This is a genomic window from Myxococcus llanfairpwllgwyngyllgogerychwyrndrobwllllantysiliogogogochensis (genome assembly GCF_006636215.1).
GTDB classification, from domain to species: domain Bacteria; phylum Myxococcota; class Myxococcia; order Myxococcales; family Myxococcaceae; genus Myxococcus; species Myxococcus llanfairpwllgwyngyllgogerychwyrndrobwllllantysiliogogogochensis.
Window position 1 is genome coordinate 14,732 of the sequence record NZ_VIFM01000036.1, and the last position, 21,636, is coordinate 36,367.

A 21,636-nucleotide genomic window follows, 5' to 3' on the forward strand; every position below is an offset into this window, starting at 1 on the left:
CGTCGCCGTGGCGGTCGCTGGCTGTCGCACGAAGTCGGAGCCCCAGGAGCCTGTGCCCCAGTCACCCGGGGCCACCTCGGGCACGGCGCGCGCGAAGCTCTCCGCCGAGGAACTCGAGCCCGCCTGCAATGGCGTGGTTCCCGAGACGGTCAACACGACCTGGCGGCTCGGAGGGCTCACCGTGGCCGGAGGCTCCTCGCGCACGGAGAGCTTCGCGGCGTCCGACGGCGTGGAGGCCCTGGTCGTCATCCAGAACGGCAATGGGCGAGGGACTGGCGAGGCGCAGGCCGCGACGGTATCGCTCAATGGCGTCCCGGTAGGAGCCATCGCCGCGGGACAGCGGTTGAACGTCTCGCGCGTCGCGCTCCAGGTGGCCAACCAGCTCACGGTCGAGGCGCAAGATGGGGGACAGGTGCGTGTCTCGGTCGCGACCCTGGGCTCTCTTCCGTGCGTGATGGCGGATACAGGCTACCTCGCCCCAGGGCACCAGCCGGCTCTGGCTGTGTTCGACTTCGAGCCGAAGGGGGAGGGGACGCTCGGCGTCCTGCTGGTGGACATGGTGGGCGCGACCGCCGATGCCCAGGTCCTCCTGAATGGGGTCAACGTGCTGGCGGGCATCGCCCCAGCGCAACGTCGTGCGTTCGCGACCGCCATTCCCCTGAATGCGACCAACCACCTGGAGGTCTCGGTGCAGGGGGGCGTGGACTCCAACGTTCGCGTCGCTGTCTTCGATGCGGACACCCTCCCTACGGAGCTCTCCATCACCGAGCCGGAGCACGGCGCCTACTTCATCGGATCTCCCGTCGTTGTCGCCGGTCGCTACGGCCGTGACGGCAAGTCGCTGACAATCAATGGCGTTCCGGCCTGGCTCGTTGGCTTCGATGGCTTCAGGTCGGACGTGCCGCTCGTGGACGGAGTGAACTCCATCACCGCCGTCATGGCGGACTCCTGTGGCAACGTCTCCCGCGTCTGTCGAGCCGTCGTGCTGGACACCCATGCTCCAACCCTCACGATCCAGGGCGTGTCCGATGGTGACGTGACGCAGGGCCCGGTCACGGTGGCATGGCAGGCCGCGAGCCCGTACGTGGTCACCACCTCCGCTACGCTCAACGGAGCTCCCTTCCAGAACAACACGACGGTATCCGCGGAGGGGGAGTACGACCTGCTGGTCACCGCCGAGGATCTGGAGGGTCGCGTGGCCATGAAGCGGGTGCGCTTCACCCTCTTGCTGAGAGCGCCACTCATCGAGGTGACGGGCGTCTCCGAAGGGGAGTTCGCGCCGGGCTGGGTGACGCCGTCCATCAAGGTCACCAGCCCCTATCTCGAGGTGCTCAACATCACCTTGAATGGCATGGGGCACGAGAACAACACACCAGTCACCCAGGAGAGGACACACACGCTCTTCGTCGTGGCCAAGGACCGGGCCGCCAACTACGGCTTCGCCACGGTGAACTTCACCATCGACTGGACCTATCCGGTGGTGGCGTTGTCGGGCGTCGTCGATGGGGCCCACGTCAAGGAGCCCGTGGTGGTGAGCTACACCGCCACCGACATCCACATGGCGCCGGAGGGAGTCGAGGCCCTGCTGGATGGCCAGCCCTATCTCGGTGGCGACACCATCGCCGCCGAAGGGCCTCACACGGTGGAGGTCCGCGCTCGCGACAAGGCCAACAACCGGACCACCTCCCGGGTGTCCTTCACCCTCGACTACACGCCTCCGGTGCTCTCGGTGGGAGGTGTTCCCGCGGCAGGCCCCGTGGCCGTGACGGTGACACCGACGTTCAGCGCGACCGACACGAACCTCGGGGTCGTGGGCGCGACGCTGAATGGCGCGCCTTTCAGCTCGGGCACCGAGGTGGTCGAGGACGGTGCCTACTTCCTGGAGGTTCGAGCGGAAGACCTCGCGGGAAACGCGACGACCTCCCTCAAACATTTCGTCATCGACCGCACGGCGCCCATCATCACCGTCTCCGGCGTCCGGGATGGCGAGCAGCGCAGGACTCCGGCGACGATCTCCTGGACCGTGGAGGACGCGCATCCCGGCACGGACAGCGCGACGCTGGATGACGCGCCGTTCACGAGCGGGAGCACCGTCGCGTCGGGGGGAACGCACCTCCTCGTCATCACGGCAACGGACAGCGTCGGAAATACCCGGGTGGAGCAACGAAGCTTCTCCATCGACGTGGGGCCTCCAAGTGTCACCATCCATGCGCCCTCGAACGGCCTGGTCACGCGCGAGGCCCAGGTGGAACTCGAGGTGGAGGTGGTGGATGGCAGTCCAGTCGACCACGTGGAGGTTGGCGGGGAGCTGCTGAGCCAGGGCGCGGATGGTCGTTGGCGGCGCACGATTTCGCTGCTCGAGGGTGTGAACCAGCTCGTGGTCCAGGTGTTGGACACGGCGGGCAACACCACCACTCGAAGCGTGTCGGTCGTCCGTGACTCCACCCCCCCGACGCTCACCCTCACGGGGCCGTCGGAGGGCGCGCGCATTGGGGCGCTCACGGTGACGGTGCATGGGTCCGTCTCGGACGCGACGCCCGTCATCCTCACCATCAACGGAGGCCCGGCGGCGCTGTCCGCGGACGGCACCTTCGAAGTGAATCGGTCCCTCGTCCAGGGCGCGAATACGCTGGAACTCCGAGCGACCGATGCGGCCAGCAATGAAGTCCGCAAGACCTTGCATGTGCGGGCCAACGCAACGCCTCCGACCCTCTCCATCAGCGAGCCCCTCGACGGCCTCGTGACAGAGGAAGCCTCCATTACGGTGCGCGGCACGGCCGTGCCCGCGGATGGCACCGACACCGTCACGGTGGTGGTGGCCGGCGTGCTGGCCACGACGACGTCCGAGGGAGGCTTCTCCCGGAAGGCGCCGCTCTCCCCCGGTGGACAGACCCTCCTGGTCGTCGCGATGGACGGCTACGGCCTTCGCTCCGAGGCCTCGGTCAGCGTCACTCGCGGCGGTGCCTCGACCGATGGAGGCCCGGCTCCGGACGCTGGAGGTGGCGTGGATGCGGGTGGGCCGCCTGGTGGGGACGCAGGCGTCCCGACCCAGGACGCGGGCCACGTGGAGCCCTCGCCTTCCCTGTCGCTCGACCAGCCATCCCCTGGCGCCGTGCTCGGCGGCCCCAGCGTGGCGGTGTCCGGTCAGGTCCGAGGAGGAACCCTCCCGCTGACCGTCACCATCAACGGAGTCAATGCCTCCGTCTCGGTGCGCAGCTTCAGCATGGCGCTCGCGCTCACGGAAGGAGACCACTCGCTCTCCATCGTCGTGACGGACGCGGAGGGGCGCACCGCAAGCACCACCCGAGACCTCGCGGTGGACCGGACCCCGCCGTACCTGACGGTGACCCGTCCCTCGACGAGTCCCGTGACGGTGAATGAGTCGCCGTACCTCATCCAGGGAGAGGTGGGCGATCTCCATCTGGCGGGAGTCTCCGTCGGTGGACAACCCGCGACCATCCTGGGCGGGACCTTCAGTGCCTCCATCGCGCTCCAGTCGGGCGAATCCCGGGTGGATGTGACGGCGATCGACGAGGCCGGGAACACGCGGACCGAGTCGCTTCGCCTGACGGTGGATGGTGCGCCACCTCGGGTGACGATGCTCCTGCCCGTTGATGGCAGCGCTTCTGATTCACCGCTGGTGCTCGTGAGGGCCCGTGTGGAGGCGTTCGCGGAGCTGGCCGAGGTGCTCATCGGCACCGGCCCCGCGTCCGAGGTGTCGCCGGGCGTCTACGAAGCGCAGCTCGCCGTCCCCCTGGGGGAGAGCACGATCCAGGTGACAGCGCGGGATGTGCAGGGACTCATCGGGCGCGGAGCCGTCACGGTGCGCTACCGGGACCCGGCCACGGAGCCCTTGGTGGTCACCGGTGTTCAGCCGGCCGCCGGGGCGGCGGAGGTCAAGCCCGACGCGTTGATCAGCGTCTCCTTCAACAAGGCGGCGACGCTCGAATCGGTGCGCGCGGGCTTCGATGTGCTGTACCAGGGGACCGCGCTCGAGGGAGGACACTCGCTCGCGCCAGGAGGGCAGACAGCGAGCTTCATCGCCCGTTCGCCCTTGCCCGAGGGAGCGGTCCTCCGGGTGCGCGTGCGGAGTGTCGCGGCCGAGGTCGGTCCCGGTCAGGCCAGCGAGTTCGTGAGCGAGCTCACCGTCCGCCGTCCGCTCACGCGGGTGCGCGGGTATGTGATGGACAGCACGTTCCAGCCACTGCCTGGGGTGCGAGTGGTGCTGGAAGGGACGGAGGACTCGGCTCGCACGAGCGCCGATGGAAACTGGTCCCTCCTCTCCTCCGTGTCCGGGCCCCGGGTGCTGCGCTTCGAGGGCGGAGCCAGCGCTGACGGCAAGCCCTTGCCCACCGTTCGTCGCCTGCTGACGGTGACGCCGGAGGCCGAGACGCTGGATGCGCCCCTCGTGTTGACCGAGGTGGACACGGGCAGCGCGACCCGGGTGGACACCTCCGCCGCGCTCCACATGGACTTCGCGAACCGCCACGGAGCCCTGGCGATTGACGGCCCGCCTGGAGCGCTGCTGTTCGAGGACGGGCAGTCCCAGGGCATGTTGACGGCCACCCGGATCGCGCCCATCGCGCTGCCCCTCAAGCTGGAGAGCAACGCGTCTCCCACGGCCGTCTGGCAGGTGGGGCCCGTGGGCGTGCGTGTCCAGAAGCCCGTGCTGCTGACGTTCCCCAACGTCACCCACCTCGAGGCCGGTCGCTATGCCGTGGTGCTGGCGCATGATCCCCGCAGCCACATGCTCGCGAGGATGGGGCTCGCCCGGGTGGCGGACGGAGGAGACTCGGTGGTGGCGGAGTCGCTCCTGGACCTCCGGTCCGTGGAACTCGTGGGCTACATGGCGCTCACCGACGAGCAGGACGCCATCGTCCGGCAGGCGCTGTCCACCCTGGATGGGCAGGGTGGCACGTCGACCGATGGTGGAGTCGAAGGCTCCCTGCCTCGCGTCCCGCTTCCGCTGGGGCCGCCGGTGCCGCTCTGGAAGCGGGCGCTGGATGCGCTGCTGCTCGGCGAGGCGCACGCCCAGGCCTTCGTGGGCCTCTTCCCGTTCCTGGACCAGCACATCCAGGCGATGGTGCCCGCCGTCGTGAGCGGCGCGCTGCGAGCCCAGCAGGACCGCCAGCTCGCTGTCGGGCCCACGCAGGAACTCTCCGAGCTGATCTCCGTGCCTCGGCAGGTGTCGTTCCCCTATTCCCTCCCGGTCTCGCTGCTGGCGTCACGAGTCGCCACGAGCGCCGCCGGAGAGCCCATCGAGGCCTTCATCTCCGCGAAGTCCGGCACGGGGGGAGTGCTGCTGCCTCCCCAGGGTGAGACGTGGAGCGCGACCACGCAGAGCGCCTCGGCTGGCGAGTTGCGTCTCGCGGGCAACGTCGAGCTCTCCCGTGGAACGACGGTCATCACCCTCGGTGGGCGGTTGGGCACCGAGCTGAGGACGTACACCCTGACGGTTCAGGCCTCGCCCGTGGGGGACGCGGGCACGAATGGCTATCGGCTCACCTTCACGCGGGACGAGCAGTCCCTTGCGAGCGGTGTGGCGGTCCAGTCCGTGGTGCGATTCCCCGACATGCGCGTCACCGTCACCGGGCCTGGGCCCACGATGAGTGGCGCCACGGGGCCGACGGGTGAGTACGGCATTCCGGTGATGGTCGCGGGAGGGGAGGCCGAGGGAATCGCCTGCGCGGACGTCCCCCTGGGCCCTCGGCCCATCCTGGGCAGGGATCCCCTGACAGGCGCCGCCGTCGTCCAGTCGATGGTCATGGCGAGCTATCCCACGTGCTCGACTCCGTTCCAGGTGACCTCCGGACGGCAGACCCGTGCGGACATCCTCGTCGACGCCCGGCTCCTCCACGGCGCCCTCCACTTCGTGGACCGCGAGGGACGCTCGCTGCGTCGCGACTGCGCGGCCGGCGGTCACAGCCAGTTCGACACGGATGGTGGCTCGTTCGCCTCCATCGCCGACGAAGACATCACCAAGACGGAGGTCCACTTCTTCAGGGCGGATGACCTGGAGCACCCCATTGCCCAGTTCACGGTGGGCGTCGCCAAGGAGCAGTGTGAGCAGCCTCAACCCGGCCAGCGGCTCGCCCAGGGACACTATGCGCGCGTGCGCGTGGGACCGACGGCGCCCTTCAAGCGAGCCATTCGAGAGCGCTGCCGGGAGCTCAATCCCGCCATCCTGGACGATTCCAGCGCCCCGCCGCCCATCAACCTGGGTGACGCGGACCGGGCGTTCTATGAGACGGAGTGTCGCGACAATCGGAACAACTTCCTCAGGCTGAGCGCCGGGGAGCCCCTGGTCGTCGTGGCCGTCAATCACGCTACGGGCCATACGGGGATGACACGCGCCAGCGTACCCCCCATCTCGAAGTGGAGTCCGGGCCCCGACGGTCGTTGCCTGCTGGATGAGCAGCAAGGCCCGTTGAAGGTGGTGGACTCGGGGCAGGAGGTCTCCCTCTCCCGCTGCTCGGTGCAGGCGCTGGGCATCGACGTGCCCGTGGCGCTCTATCCTCCGGAGATCGACGTCCGGGTATGGCGCAGCGCCGAGGCGGGAGGGGTGCGGCAGGACCAGGCCCCCACGCTGGTGCGCCACGGCGGCGCGGCCACGACGCGGGACACCTACGTTCATGTGGACACGCACTGGCGCGTCCGGACCTCGGCTCCCGAGGAGTGGCGTGCGGAAGACGGAGGGGTGCGACAGACGCCGCTGGATGCGGGCTTCCCGCCGGAGTGGTTCGACGGGGGCGTGTCCCCGTGCCGGGAGGCGTCCCGTGCCGATGGCGGCACGCCCGATGGAGGCGCGCCGTGCCTTCCCGACATGCTGAGGGATGAGGGCGTCTCCGGGCGGATCCTGGAGACCTGCTCCGAGTACGGAGAGGGCGCGAACAGCTCGGCCAAGAAGCTCCTGGCGTGCCGACGCAACCAGGACCTGGAGGATGTGCCCAAGGGCGTTCCCCCGCTCGCGGGGCGGGTGGTGCGGGTGACGAGCTCCGCGGCGGAGGAGCCCGCGGTGGCTCAGTTCGCCGTGGTTCCAGGTCGTGGCTCGGCGGCCCTGCAGGCCGCGATGCGCGTGGTGACTCCAAGCGGCCAGCGCCTGACGCTCGGCAGCCTGCCCAGCGCCAACTACTACCTGCATGTCGTGGGACATGAGGTGTTTCCGCGCGACCTCGATGGCGACGGGGCCCTGACGCCCGCGGAGCGGAACGCGAGGCCACCGGACTTCAGTGAACCGCTGGGCACGCATCCGGCGGGCCTGCCCCAGCGCGCGGTGGGACTGAAGAACGTCTACGCCAGCATGGACCCGGACGGGTTCCGGGTGCTCCGGTACGACCGGGACCGCGAGCACGAGTTCCGGGTCCTGGGGCTCACGAACCCGCATGTCACGGCGACGACCTCCACGGGGACGAGGCCGCTGGAGGGCTCGACCGCGGAGGCGGACTCCGACGACCTGGCCTACTCCTTCCTGAGCGGACTGCTGGAGCCAGAGCGGGAGGGACGCGCGCCGACGCCGGTGGGTGACTACGTCGTACGCTTTGGTGGGGATGCCTTCGGAATCGAGTGTGATGTCAGTATCAAGAGTCAGGCCATCACAGGCAGCTGCGACGGCGAGTTCATCGACGACGTCCTGAGCGCCAATGACCTGCTCTATGTGGAGCTGTACCTCAGCGGCAACGCCGAGAACGTGCTCTATCGCTTCAACCTGATGGGCTTGTCTCCGCGCACGGACCTGCTCAAGGCGGGCAGTGCCTTCACCGCGCGACGCTCGGTCGAGGTGGCCGCCAACGGAGGGGCCGTCAAGGACCGGCCGGTCTCCATTCCGGCCGCGGCCCGCTTCGCGCTGGACCCAGACGTCATCCGCAGGGGAAGGGTGAAGGTCTGCACCTCCGACACCTGTGCGGCCGGCAGCCTCGTGAAACAGGCGGACGTGGAGCTCCTTCCGAATGGCGCGTATCGCGTCCAGGAGTCGGGGGGAGGGTTGGGAGAGGACGCCCTCGAGCAGCTCTCACAGACAGGGCTCAACGGCGCCCGGCACTTCGCGCTGCCTATTCCCGCGCAGCTTGTGCCGATGCCGGGCTCGGGCGGGGAAGCCCGGCGCTTCTTCCTGGTCCAGGAGATTCTCGAGCCCGAGGTCCGTCGTCTCGTTCAAACGCTGGGGCGCCCGCGCGGCGTCTTCGAGGGGCTCAATGCCCGCGCGCCCGGCCAGCTCACCGTCCAGGGAATCAACGTGGCGGATGGACACCTGTCCTTCGAGCACGAGGACTTCTCGGTGCCGCAGCTCGCCGAGGCCGTTCGCTTCTCCCGGACCTACAACAACCAGAGCAGTCTGGTGAGCACCACGGGCGTGGGCTGGACGAACAACCTCGACGGCTTCGTGCAGGAGGAGAATCTCGGACGCTACGCGGTGGTCGTCGCGGGCCAGTCCTACGACTTCCCGACCTGCGGCAGCGTCAGCGACGCAGAGCGCACCGCCACGGACTGCACCACGGACCGCTCGCATGGACTGACGCTGCGCATCGAGAAGCGGGCCGGGAGTGCCCTCGCGGTCGTACAGACGGCCGAGGGCGCCGTCTATGAGTTTGGGATGCGCGCTCGGGGCCACGCGCTGGAGGAGCGGCGCCGATGGCTGCTCGACCGCTACCATGACGGGCACGGGCGCGGTGATGGGTCGGGCTGGACGGTGCTGACGTACCGGGCTGGCACCAACCTGGTGGAGCGGGTGGAGCGCGCGCCAGGACGGCTCCAGCTCGTCCTCGACTACGAGCCCATCAATCTGGACGACGAGTCCATCGCGAACCGGCTGCGCAATCAGGCACGAAACCAGGGCTTCGCCCTGCTCGCCACGGTGGAGCTGCGCCTCAAGTCGGATGGCTCCGTCATCCACGCGCTGCGGCTCACGCATGACAAGCAAGGCAATCTGCTGAGCGTGGCGCGGACGTCGGCGCTGCCCGCGACCCAGGTGTGGGAGTACGACTACGCGGCGCCGCCCGAGGACCTGAGCGGGAGCAAGCTGTGGTCCGCCTCCAACGAGGTCGCGAAGGCGAAGCTGAAGCTCAGTCCTCCCGAAGGTGGAACGCCTGTCATTCAGTGGGTGGCCACCTATGGGCGGGAGGCGCAGCCAGGAATGTATGCGCACGTGAGCGCGGCGGAGGCTGTCACCTCCGTGGTTGGCACCGGCATGCCAGCGCCGGGGTGGCGCATCCAGGCGACCGACACCGTCAAGCGGACCCTCACGCGTCCCGATGGCGTCACTGTCTCGCTCGACCTCAACGAGTACGGAAACGCCAGCGCCACCACGCTTCCTGGCCTGGGACCGAGCACCGCGGCCTGGGGGAGCGATGTCCGGGGAGGACCCGTGCAGGTGGATCGCACGGTGTCTTCGACGGGACGCGCCTTGAGTCATGCGGTCAATGACCGGATGCAGGTGGATGGCGTGTCACTCAGCGCCGCGCCTCCGGAGAGCCTGCCGGTGCCTGGAGCCGGGAGCGGACGGCTCTGGTCGGTGTCCGCGCGACAGCCGACGACGGGGCGCGCCGTGGAGATGAAGCTGGCCACGGGGCACGGCGAGGCGAACGTGAGCCAGCCGCGCAACGCGGCGGGTGACTCGACGGGGTTGTCGGTTCAAGACCCGCTGCATGGCGTCGTGTTCTCGGCCCAGCAGCTCCCGGATGTGGACGGAGTGGTCCAGCAAGGCGTGGACCCCACTGGCAACACGTTGACCTTCCTCGGGCACGAAGAGCAGGCGCTGGGCCTCCCGGGCTCCGCGGAGGTCTCGCGTGTCCTGACGGGCGCTGGTGGGCTCGACAAGTACACCGTGGAGTACGAGTACGACGTCCTCGGCAATCGCATCTCCGAGCTCAACCGAGCCACGGGGGCGCGTGTGCAGTTGACATATGACGCCGTGGGCCGGCTCCTCTCCCGGACAGTCTCCGGGCGCCCACCCCAGGTGTGGACGTACAGCTACCTGCTGGGGGACGACACGCTGGTCGTCACGGAGAGCGTGGCGCTGGGGCGGTGGTCCCGCAGCCAGTCGCGGACGACGGAACTTCGTGAGGGATTGGTCCGGAACGAGCGCTACACGTATGGGGCCCAGGGCCTCCCGGCCACCATCCAGTACGACACCTACCAGGGGTCGCGGCTCCAGTCGTTCCTGGATGCGCGAGGGCAGCGGCACACCCTGACCTACGATTCCGCTGGACGACAGACGGGCGAGTCGGTGGGCGGGGTCGCGCTCTATTCGTATGTCCTGGATGGAGAAGGGAACATCACCCAGGCGACGGACAGCCGGGGGTTGGTGACCCGAGTGCTGCACGACGCGCTCGGACGCGCGGTCCGGTGGGAGTACGAGTCGAAGGGGGCGGGCGAGCCGTGTCCGGACGGATGTCGGTTCTCCGATGTGGAGACCGTGGTGCTGGATGCTGCGGGGGCGGTGGTTCAGCGGACGTTCGGCACACTGGCGAAGAAGCATGTGCTCGAGTCCACGACGGACGCGATGGGACGAGAGCTCTCCGTCAAGAGCAGCACCACGAGCCACGGTGGGGTCGACTCGAAGGCCTTCCATGACGGCGCGGGCCGGGTGACACGGCGCGTGGACGACGAGCTGGGTCTGGAGGACACGTACGAATACGACGACGTCCTGGGACGGATGACCCGGTCGGTGCGCACCGTGCAGTCCGCGAATGGTGCGCGGACGCTGACCGAGACGCGTGCCTATTCCGATACGTTGGCGGGCACGGGGACCGTGCAGGTGACGCGCGTCCTCAACGGACGGGGTCCGGGGACCACGGGGACGCGCGAAGAGGTCCGGACGTATACGGTTGATACGCAGGGACGGGTGCTTGGTCTGACGGAGACCGTCGACGGCCAGCTCGCGCAGCATGCCTGGGATTACGACGCCCTCGGGCGCGAGGTCTCGTATCAGTCCCCTTCGGGGCGAATAACGACGCGCGAGTACGACACCGCGGGCAATCTGCTCGAGGTCGTCGAGCCCGGCGGTATCACGACTCGCTTCACGCAGGATGCGCAGGGCAATGTCCTGTCACAGGTCGGGCCCCAGGAACTGGAGTCGTGGGCGATGACGTATGACGGGCTGGGTCGGCTCCAGACGCGCACCCTGGCCTCGACCACGCTCACGGGGATGGCGCAGTGGAGCTACAGCCATCCAGGAGAAGGCGTCGAGGTGGAGGGCCTCCCGGACGGCGCCTCCATTGCTCGCACCTACAATGCGCGAGGGCTGGTGGAGTTGGAGGTCCAGACTGGGACGGGGGGCGAGCGCTCCGTCCGGACCCGGTACGACGGGACCTGGGTGAAGCGGCAGGCGGTGCTCGAAGGCGCGTCGTCACGGATTGTGGACCGCGGCGCGGAAGCGGCCATCGATGATCGCGGCCGGATTCGCAACGAGGTGGAGACCTGGTCAGCGCCTGACCATGGTTACCAGTACACGACCACGACGAACTGGAGTGGGCGGCAGGCTGTCTCCACCGAGTCGTGGAGCATGGGTGGACAGAGCCTGGGCGGCCGGACCGTGACGGTGGTGGTGGATGGACTCGGCAATGTCATCCGGAAGACCCAGAGTGGGGCGGCGGATCAATGGGACTACTACGCCGACGGCAAGTCGATGCGGATGGTGCCCTTTGGATTTGACGCCAGTGCCGCCGCGACGACGTGGACCTACGACACGAGCGGCAGGCTGAAGTCACAGCACTTTGGTCCGGAGGAGACGAGCTATGCCTATTACGCGGATGGCTTGCTGCGCTCCGTCCAGACTCCAGACAATCGCATCCGGACGCTCAGCTACAACGCGCGTGGGCTCCTGGAGAACGAGACCTATGGGCAGGGGACGGACCTGGAGCGCACGCGGTATGCCGCGTATGACGGGGCGGGCAATGCGACGGACGTGAGGTATGCGGCGGGCACCTCGGCGGAGACGGTCTGGTCCAGGCAGTACGGCCCCCGGGGCGAGCTGGTCCAGGTGACCCAGCCGGGCAACGAGCTCTTTACCTACACCTACGACGGGCTGGCGCGGCTGGAGACGGTGACGCCGCCAGCGGGCTCCGTGACAAAGCCGCAGCAGTTCACCTACGACTTCTTAGGGCGAGAGCTGTTGCGCAAGCGTGGCACGGCTGAGTGGACCACCACCTGGACGAACGGAAGCCCGGAGGAGAGCAACGAGCTGGGTGAGCGCGTCGAGCAGGTCCTGGATGGGCGTGGCAGGGTGATTCGGTCTGTCTTCAAGCCGGGCACGCCCACGCAGGACGCCTCGGGTGTGTCGCGGACCTTCAAGGACCTTGAGTCCGTGAGCTACGTGTTCAATGGCTTGGACCAGCTCTGCTCGGCGACGGAGCACCGCGCTGGCATCGACCTGGTCCGGAGCATGCGCTACGACGGGCGGGATCGCCTGGAGGCCGTCACCAGCGGCTCCGAGACAGTCGAGTACGGCTATTACGACAGCAATGCGCTGCTCTCGATTCAAGCCCCGTCCGGGACGGTGAACTACACAGTGGACGGACTCCAGCGGCTCCAGGGCGTCACGCTGGCCAACGGCACGGTCCTCGACGTTGCGTGGGAGCAGGGCGGCGCCCGGCTGATCCGGGTGGGCAACAGCGCGCTGAAGCACTCCTATTGCCATGACGGCCGAGGTCGGCTGACGTCCGTCACGCATGACGCACGGGCGGAGGGCTGCGCCTCGCCCATTGCGTCGCCCCGGCTGCGCTACAGCTACGCCTACGACGAGCGCGGCAACCGGCTCACCGAGCTGCTGGAGCGCTTCGAGTCGGGTGGCCCTGGGATGATCGAGACGACGGAGTATGGCTATGACCCGGCCGACCGACTGACCGGTGTGCGCTACCCCTCCGGCCAGTCCGTGCTCTATCGGATGCACGCGGACGGCGCCCGGTCCGGTGAGAAGCGCAGCACATCGTACACGGGGTCGCTCGGGGCTGGCGGGTTCGATGTGCTCTCAGCGCCGCAGCAGCACCTGTCGTACCACTACGACGCGAATCTGGGCTCCCTGAAGGAGAGCCGGGACCCGCTGAATGGCAACGCGGTGGTGACCCAGTACGCGGTGGATGCGGCGGGCCGGCGCGCGCGTGAGACACGCGGCAGCCTCACGCGGATGTTCCACTTCGACGCGGCGGGGCGGCTCGTCGAGGCGGAGCTGGACGACGGTGTCCAACTCCAGCAGGTGAAGTACCAGTATGACTACTCGGGGCTCCGACGTTCTCGGACGGTGGGGAGCACGACGACGCGTTACCTGTGGAGTGGAGGCTCGCTGATCGAGGAGCAGCTCCCCGGCGCGGGCGGCGCGGTGCTGTACCAGCGCGCGGCGGGCCTCGAGCTCGCAACAGGGAGCACGCGGATTCTCCAGGATGGGCTCGGAAGCGCCGTGGGGCGGCTGGAGGCCGGCGTCCTCACCACGTCGTCATTCGATGCGTGGGGTGGCTACCGAAGCGGCACGCCGCCACCGTCGACGCAGGCGAGCCTCGGGTACACGGGGCACGCGTGGGACGCCGAGGTGGGCCTCAACTATGCCCAGCAGCGCTGGTACGACTCGGCGACCGGGCAGTTCCTGTCCGAGGATCCGCTGGCAGCGGCGACCTATCTGGCCACGCCGACAGAGCTGAACCCGTGGGGCTACGCCCGGACGAACCCGCTGCGGTACGTGGACCCCACGGGCGAGACGGCGTGGCAGCGGATGCTGGGAGAGTCGCTGGAGCGTCAAGCGCAGGAGTGGCTCAAGTGGGCCAAGCCCGGGACTCCGGAGCACAAAGCCGCGATGGAGCGGTACACCGAGGGCCAGAAGTGGCTCCGGAAGGATGAGGAGAGCCGGGACTTACACACGAATGTTGGCCTGCCCATCATGATGGGAGGGAGTGGCGTCGCGATGGCGCCGGTCATTACCACAGTGGGAAGCATCCCTATTGTCGCCAAGATGATGGGGTGGGTCGGCGTCACGACGCTCGCGCTGAGCCAGACGTCGGGGCAGGTGACCGCGCCCATCGTCTACGGGCCGGCGGTCGATGCGGCGGAGTGCGCGACCCGAGAGGGGAGTGGTCCTGACCGGGTGGGTGCCTGCATTCGTACGGGCACGGAGTTGGTGACGCTGGGGATGGCGAAGGCGCCCGATGTGCGTCGCTTCACCCGCCAGCTCGGCAGCGATCTCGCCGACGACTGGCGGAATATCTCCAGGCAGGCGAGCCCCGTGGCGGTGACGCCGGAGGGCGTGCCGATCAGGTTCGACGACGACGCGGCGGACCTCGTCACCAACTCCCAACCGATGCAGATGAGCACCGGGCCCTTCCGGCGTGGGCCCAATGGCGGGCGTGGGGCGCCCGTCAAGATGGCTCCCTCCACGGTGACGGGCCAGGTGGGCTATGGCTCCACGGATCTGGCGCAGGAAGCCATCAGGATGCGAAAGACGATGGGGCTGAACAGCCGCAAGGCCAATGTGGCTGTCTTTGAGTATGAGGATGCCAACGGAGTCCTCCAGTTGACGGCGGTCCCCAACCTCCCGATGGGAAAATTCAGGGAGAAAGACTTCTGGTTCGGCGTTCACTCGGAGGAGGTCGGGCGAAGGGTGCTGGCCGACGCTGGAATCGATCCGGCGAAGGTTCGGCGTGTGTACTCCGAGCGGCAACCTTGTATGCTTCCTGGCAAGACCTGTAGCACGATGCTGGCACGTGAGTTCCCGAACGCGAAGGTAACCTACAGCTTCGATTACGGGGCCACGGTCCAGTCTCGTCACGCGGGCAACGAGGCGATGGACAAGTCGTTGAGTGACATGGGCATCAAGTAGGAGCAGGCATGTTTTTCGATTTCGTGGGTGTCAACTATGAAGAAGACGTCGACATCTGGATCGCGGAAGTAAAGCTAGGGTCGGAGGTTGTCTATCAAGGCAACTACGGCGATCCGGAGATCGCCGCAGTGGGCCGCGAGGTCGCCATCTTGAAGAACGGATGGGCGGCTCAGCGGAACTTCCCTGAGGAGACGCTGGACGCGCTGTGCAAGCGGTTCGCCGCGAGCCTCGAGGACTCGTTCGCGGTGGGAGACGTGACGTGGCACGAGTGGGTCTCGAATATCGGCCTGACGCCCGAGGAGTTCCTGCTGCGGGCCGATGTTCACCTGCCGTCCGAGTCGGGGCGCAGGTCCTAAGAGCCTATTTCGGTAGGGAAGAAATCGGCCCGCCTGCTGCGTTCTAGCAGCAGGCGGGCAGGCGCATAGGTCTGGTGAAGAAGGACGATGGCTGGAGGATGGTACGTTGCGGAGTGGTGGTCATATTGTGACCTGCCCTGCGCTCTTCCACTGCTACGACGTGCCGGACCTGCCCCGCACCGACAATGACCTGGAGCACCTCTTCGGCACCTGCCGCTACCACGAGCGGCGCGCCTGGGGCCGGGTGCGCGCAAGCGCGGGACTCGTCGTGCGCGGAGCCGTGCGGCTGCCAGCCATTGCCTCGGCACTCCTTCTGCCTGCGCTTGACGGCCCCTACCTGGAACCTGGGAACATCAATGACTGGCAGAGACTGCGTTTTCAGCTTGAGCAGCGGCGCGTCCCTCGCATCCTGGGCCGGCGCTTCCGTGCCAACCCGGATGGCTACCTCCGAGACATCGAAGATGGGCTCAGGCCATATTTACCGGCGTAGTTTTTTCATTCAACTCCTGACGGGCCCGCTGCTGGCGAGCCGGGTCGGCGCGAAGGAATCGATAGGTGGGCCGATACGGGCGAACGCCATGGCGGCGGCAGAAATCGCCCATGGCCGTCTCGCCCACGCGAATCCCTGTCTGCCGGTAAAAGAAGGCGGCCAGGGTGGCGTGCGTCCAGTTGGCACGCTTCAACCCACAGGCCCGGGGGCCCTAGCGTTTCCAATCCAGAATGGTAGGCGCCAGGTCCTCGGAAATCAGGGGTGTCTTGCCCGGCGCCCACTGAATCTTCAGCCCTTCCAGGCCCTCAGCGCGGTAACGAGCGAGGAAGCGCTGGATGTTGCGCGGCGTCGTCCCCAGGTCCTCGACAATCTGCTGCTGAGGACGGCTCCGGGCGGTTATCAGCACCGCCTGACACCGCTCGCGCAGACGCCGGTTTCCCGTCGTCCGGAATCATGCTTCCAACTCGCTCCTCTGCCCTTCACTCAGCTTCAGCCGACTCATGTAGGTTCAACACACGACCAGCGACGGATTCATCCGAGCCGTGAATCAGAGTGGTAGCCGCGCCGAGAAGAGACTGGTCGCCGAGGGTTGCGTGGCTTCAGGAAGAGTCAGGCACATCGTCGAGGCGCACGCCCTGGGGATGTCCCCAAGGCACCCCTCCGCCGCTTCCTCGATGCCTCCGACGCCAAGGACTGGAAGTTTGCCTACTGCCTGCTCGCAGCCCCTGCGCGCCCGCTACGCCCCCCGAGCACCTCCGCGAGGACTTCGAGTGCGAACCCCGTCGCCATGCGGTGCCGCCGCACCCACTCTCTCTTCCTGTCCATGTTGACGCTCCGGTGGCTCATCCGCGCACGTCCCTGGGCGCACCCCGCGGTGGAGGTGCTCGTGGATTCGCGTAGATGCACGGGTTAACTGTCCGGGTAGTCGCCCACCCCACCTACCAGCCGCGCTTCTTCCAGCTGTCTTTGGAGTGAAGGGCTCCCCGTCCCGACTGCTCCGACGCGCGAGCCGCTTGGCCGCCCCCCGCTACGAACAGCTTGGGTGACCCGCCTGCGATCCATGGCCCCGGTCGACCACACTGTCCGCCTGCCTCAGCTTCCGTCCCCGCCCCTGCGCGTGCGCCCTCATCTCTGGGCAACACGCGACAGGTCATCCGGGAGGAGGACTAGGGCGTCGCGCGCCAGGCGGCGATGGCGAAGAGGGCCCAGCCTGCGAGGAAGCCCAGGCCGCCCAGGGGCGTCACCGCTCCGAGGACTCGGACGCCGGAGAGTGCGAGTGCGTAGAGGCTGCCGGAGAACAGGACGATGCCCACGAGCATGGCCCAGCCCGCGCCATTCAGGAGCGAGGAGGGGCGCAGCAGGGCCAGCAGTCCCACCGCGAGCAGCCCGAGCGCGTGGTACATGTGATAGCGCGCGCCCGTCTCGAAGATGACGAGGAGGTCGGGAGGGAGCCGGGCCTTGAGCGCGTGCGCGCCGAAGGCTCCCGCGGCCACGGACAGGAAAGCGTTCACCGCACCGAGCACGAGCCACCACCGCATCATCGAACGCCTTTCATCGAGAGTCCGTCTGGTGCACGCTACACCGCCGTTGATGGAGCGTCCTGGCCGACGTGAACTCCAGGCCACTCATACCCGCATGACATCCCCCACCTTCACTCCTTCTTCCAAGCCCATCCCCTTCGAACTGCGCCCGTCGTCCATCCAGGGCACCGGCGCCTTCGCCACCCGCCGCATCCGCAAGGGCGAGCGCATCATCGAGTACGTCGGTGAGCGCATCGCCCAGGCGGAGGCGGACCGTCGCTACAACGACGAGGCCATGGGGCGGCACCACACCTTCCTGTTCAACCTGGACAGCAAGACGGTGCTCGACGCGGGCACCCTGCACAACGAGGCGCGCTACATCAACCACTCGTGTGCCCCCAACTGCGAGGCGCTCATCGACAAGGGGCGCATCTATATCTTCGCCTTGCGCTCGCTCGAGGTGGGTGAGGAGCTGGTCTACGACTACGCGTACGAGCGCACCGAGGACATGGGCCCGGACTCCGAGGCCCTCTATGTGTGCCGCTGTGGCGCTCCCCAGTGCCGGGGCACCATCCTGGCGCCGGAGAAGAAGGCCCCCGCCCGGAAGAAGGCCTCGAAGAAGAAGAAGTCCGCGTCCAAGTCCCGCTCCGCGAAGAAGCCCGTGAAGGGGAAGAAGACGACGAAGGGCAAGAAGTCCGCGGGTGGTCGCAAGCGCCTGGCGGGGTGAGGTGGGTTGCCCGGGCCTGACGCGCTGTCGTCGGGCCTTGTGGCGAAGTGAGTGCGAGGGCCAGCGACGCCGGCTGGGAGCTGTCGCCCTGGGGCCCGCGAAGGTCACGTGCTGGTGCGGGCCAATCCCAGTTCCCTGGCCCGCCGACTGAGTGCATTCCGAGACACCTCAGCCGCGCCCCTGCGGATTCAGGTCGCCAGCGCATTCGTGGAAGCAGCGAGTGACTCCTGCCACGTCCACGACTCCCGCGAGCCGGATGCTCGGGCTGCGATTGATGCGGTTGTAGATGGAGGTGCGTGGGATGTAATGCCGTGCGCTGGACTCTGTCTGCTCATCATGAGGGCTTGTGCAGCGCATCCCGTACACAGTCCTGTCTTGAGCGTTGTCTTTGAGAGGGTAAGGCATGTTGGGTCTGGCGCTGCTGGCTGATTTCAGCCGGGCCGAAGGGCCGCCTCTGGTTGGATTGGTCTGGGCATGCCGCGTGCGTCTGGCTGTCGTATAGTGGCCCCGTGAACGACGTCCTCTCCTTCCTTCTCACCGAGTCCCCCGAGCCCGTCACACTTGACTCCGTCGAGACGTGGTGGCGCCGACATGTGGAACTGGTGCCGCGGTTCCAGTCGCCCGCGGACCTCGCGCTCGCGGGAGGCTTTCGCGCGGACCGGCTCGGATTTGCATTCGCCTCCGGGTACCACGCCGCCCACCGCTTCCTGTTCCCCATGCTCCCCGCTGACCAGCCCGTCGCGCTCTGCGCCACGGAGTCGATGGGTGGGCACCCCGCCGCCATCCAGACGCGTCTTGCGCCAACGGCCACGGGCTGGACACTCACAGGGGAGAAAGCCTTCGTCACGCTGGGCTCCAGCGCGAAGCTGCTACTCATCGTCGCCTCCGAGGGACAGGACGATCAGGGCCGCAACCGGCTCAGGTTGGTGTCCGTGGACGCCAGGCGCGCGGGCATTATCGCTACTGAATTGCCCGAACTCCCCTTTGTGCCCGAGGTCCCTCACGCGGAGCTGCGGCTCGAAGACGTGGCGGTATCACCGGACGAAGTACTCCCGGGCGATGGCTACACGCGATACCTCAAGCCCTTCCGCACGGTGGAGGACTGTCATGTCCATCTCGCACTCCTCGGTTGGCTTCTCCAGCTCGGCCGACGCAGCGGCTGGCCTGACCCCATCCGCGAGGAGTTGCTCGCGCTCGCGGTGATGATGCGCGGCCTTGCCCAGGCGGACCCGTCATCCGTGGCGACACATGTGGCGCTCGCTGGCGCGCTGGCTCAGGTGAAGCGCACGCTCGTCGAGAGTGAGCCGCTGTGGGCCCAGGTCGACGCTGTGACTCGTGAGCGCTGGGCGCGCGACCGCCGACTGCTCGACGTTGCTGGGAAGGTACGCGTCAAGCGACTGGAGGCTGCTCGCGCGAAGCTCGCGGGTGCGGTGCCGGAACAAGGCGACTGACCTCATGACGCGCGTACAGGCAAGACGGTAGAAACCGCTTGCGCGAGCTGTCGGCGTTCCGCCGGAACAAGTTGCTTGCCACGAACGCGCACGTGCCAGGACTGGGAACGCGGCTCACTCGAAGCTCAGCCCGTGAAAGACGAAGGGCCGCGCCCCTGTACGGGACACGGCCCTGACACGCCTCACGGCGTGAACCCTGGTCTGCTCAGTACCGTCCGCCGCCCACGATGGAGACGAGGGCGGACAGGATGCGGTTCTCCACGCCCCACACGGCCTTGTTCAGGCCCTTGATGCCCGCTCCGCGCAGGTAGTCCGTGAAGTCGTGCAGCGCGGTGGAGCGCTGCGTGCTCTGCCCCTCCGCCGCATACAGCAGCGGCGTGCCCGGCGCGCCCGTCAGACCCAGGTCGGGACAGGCCTCGGACAGCTTCTGCGGATCAATTCCCGTCGCCGCCGACAGCATCGCCACCGTGAACTTGTGCACCGGCAGCTCGCGCGCGTTCGGCACCTTCTTCAGGACCTTCTCCCGGTCCTTCGGATCCGTCGCGAGCTGATCCAACGTCACCTTCGACATCGCGATGATCTGCTCGTTCGACACCTTCTTGCCGTCCAGGATGGCGCGGCCGAGCAGCGACGCCGGCGTGTCTCCCTTGATGATGACATCCGCCCCCGGCATGTTCTGCATCCGGTCCCAGATGGCCTGCACCGCCTTGCCCACCTCGGTGTCCGGCCCGCCGCGCCACGCGCCCGGCGTCGGCTGCGTCGCCACCGCCTGCACAGGCGCCGCCAGCTTCGCCTCGAAGGTGCTCAACTGCGCATGACCCACCGCGTTGGCCCTCGCCGGGGCCGCCGTCTGCTGCGCCTCCCGCTGCGGCTGGAGCGACGTGGACGGGTTTGACGTGACGACGCGGGCACGGTTGCGGATGGGATCCATGCTTGGGGACTCTCCAGAATTCGACGAATCAGCAGGTTATCGCAGGCGGCCGGTAAAGGTTGCCGCCGAGCGGAAACACACCCATCAGGGAGCCAAGAACGGCGCCCAATGTCTGACGCATGACGTCATGAGGTCCCTGGACACCCAGATCGTGCTGAAGCCTGTAGCCGGTATTTCCTCTCCGACCTGTCCCTCATGTGCGCACGAGGTGCGACAACTCACAGGAGACGAACATGCCCATTCATATCAACCCCCATCGTCCCAGGCCCACACCAAGGCCGCCCCCCAAGGCGCCCTCGAAGACCGAGTCACGGCCTCCGAGCAAGAAGCCCGACCCCAACCGGGACAGGGACCGCTTCGAGCCTCCTCGGCATCAGCGGCCCACACATCGGACGTGACAGGCCCCTCGCGGGCCGTGCTTTCCGGGACATGAAGCACGGCCCGTGGCACCGAGCGAACACGGATGCGGCGCGCATTCCGCACGACAACCGGCCGGTGAAGCCGTATTCGGGGCGGCATGAAGCGTTTCCCCTCCGAGTTCGCCGACCTCCTCACTCCCAAGGGCCGCCGCATCCTGGAGGGCCGGGACACGTCAGTTTCGGGCGCGTTGCTGGACCCCGCGCGCCGCTTTGTCTCCCTCCAGGGCGTGGTGGACGCGACTCGCGCCGCCGCCTGTCGCAACGCGCTCGACGCGGCGCTCAACGACACCCTGGTGCGCATGGAGGACCCCATCCCCGTGGACTCCATCTCCGGGATGACGATGAACTACATGGAGCTGCTGCCCAAGACGGTCCGCGTGCGCACCGCGCTGCTGGAGAACCGGCGCTCCCGCTCCTGGCGCGCGGCGGAAGCGGTGGGGCTCACCACCATGCTTCGCTCGGACACCTTCGCCGCCTTCGCCGCCTCCGTCAGTGGCCGCGTGCTGCGGCGCAACTGGGGCATCCAGGTGCTCTGCTACGGGCCCGGCGACTACTCCGGCCCCCACAATGACCACCACCCCGAGGAGGCCGAGGCCCGCGCCGGCTACGTGGACATGCACGTGAGCCTCACCATGCCGGGCGTGGACCACCAGTACCTCGTCTATGAGAAGGACGGGCACCTGTCCGAGATGACGCGGGTGAGCACCGTGGGCGGCATCACCGTGTATCGGCTGCCCTTCTGGCACTACACGACGCCGCTGCTCGCCAAACGCGGCAAGGAGGACCAGTCCCGCCGGTGGGTGCTGCTGGGGACCTTCCTCGACGCCGCCCCCCAGGCCCGGCCGTCCTCCACCGTACCGCCGCCGGGGACAGGGGCCCGTCCGCCCGCTCGGGGGACGTGATTCGGACGTGGCGAGACGCCCGGTAGCGGTTAGCTTCGGGCCG

The 21,636-nt window shown here is 68.0% G+C and carries 9 protein-coding genes and 1 pseudogene; 6 read left to right on the forward strand and 4 right to left on the reverse strand.

Going from position 1 to position 21,636, the window contains the following annotated elements:
• The first annotated feature begins 52 nt into the window (after positions 1-52).
• The 3 genes and pseudogenes from FJV41_RS11780 to FJV41_RS11790 form a co-directional block, all read left to right on the forward strand.
• Complete coding sequence (locus tag FJV41_RS11780) at positions 53-14,797, forward strand: nucleic acid/nucleotide deaminase domain-containing protein (RefSeq protein WP_141642551.1); 14,745 nt, start codon at positions 53-55, stop codon at positions 14,795-14,797.
• 8 nt (positions 14,798-14,805) lie between these two features.
• Positions 14,806-15,153, forward strand: coding sequence for a hypothetical protein (locus tag FJV41_RS11785; RefSeq protein ID WP_141642552.1), 348 nt, complete (start codon positions 14,806-14,808; stop codon positions 15,151-15,153).
• 136 nt (positions 15,154-15,289) lie between these two features.
• A pseudogene (locus FJV41_RS11790) lies at positions 15,290-15,643 on the forward strand (ISNCY family transposase); the annotation flags it as partial.
• Here the strand turns inward: FJV41_RS11790 and FJV41_RS54940 are convergent.
• The 3 genes from FJV41_RS54940 to FJV41_RS11805 all read right to left on the reverse strand — a co-directional run bounded on the left by FJV41_RS54940 (position 15,621) and on the right by FJV41_RS11805 (position 17,184).
• Entirely contained in the window at positions 15,621-15,836 is a 216-nt protein-coding gene (locus FJV41_RS54940) for a winged helix-turn-helix domain-containing protein (protein WP_141642553.1), read from the reverse strand. The pseudogene FJV41_RS11790 and the gene FJV41_RS54940 sit on opposite strands and share 23 nt — an antisense overlap.
• An 18-nt stretch (positions 15,837-15,854) precedes the next feature.
• Positions 15,855-16,070: a helix-turn-helix domain-containing protein gene (locus tag FJV41_RS11800; protein WP_141642554.1), complete on the reverse strand. Its 216-nt coding sequence runs from the start codon at positions 16,068-16,070 to the stop codon at positions 15,855-15,857.
• Positions 16,071-16,809: 739 nt separating this feature from the next.
• A complete protein-coding gene (locus FJV41_RS11805; protein WP_141642555.1) occupies positions 16,810-17,184 on the reverse strand; it encodes a DUF423 domain-containing protein in 375 nt (124 codons plus the stop codon).
• Positions 17,185-17,278: 94 nt separating this feature from the next.
• Here FJV41_RS11805 and FJV41_RS11810 point away from each other — a divergent pair, with 94 nt between their 5' ends.
• Positions 17,279-17,890, forward strand: a complete 612-nt coding sequence (locus tag FJV41_RS11810; protein WP_141642556.1) for an SET domain-containing protein — start codon at positions 17,279-17,281, stop codon at positions 17,888-17,890.
• 509 nt (positions 17,891-18,399) lie between these two features.
• Positions 18,400-19,341 carry an acyl-CoA dehydrogenase family protein gene (locus FJV41_RS11815; RefSeq protein WP_141642557.1) on the forward strand — a complete coding sequence of 314 codons (942 nt, stop codon included), beginning with the start codon at positions 18,400-18,402 and terminating at the stop codon, positions 19,339-19,341.
• Positions 19,342-19,546: 205 nt separating this feature from the next.
• On the opposite strand, the gene FJV41_RS11820 is transcribed toward FJV41_RS11815, so the two are convergent.
• Entirely contained in the window at positions 19,547-20,272 is a 726-nt protein-coding gene (locus FJV41_RS11820; RefSeq protein WP_141642558.1) for a hypothetical protein, read from the reverse strand.
• Between the two features lie 517 nt (positions 20,273-20,789).
• Between FJV41_RS11820 and FJV41_RS11825 the strand changes: the two genes are divergently transcribed.
• A complete protein-coding gene (locus FJV41_RS11825; RefSeq protein ID WP_141642559.1) occupies positions 20,790-21,593 on the forward strand; it encodes a hypothetical protein in 804 nt (267 codons plus the stop codon).
• Positions 21,594-21,636: the final 43 nt, after the last annotated feature.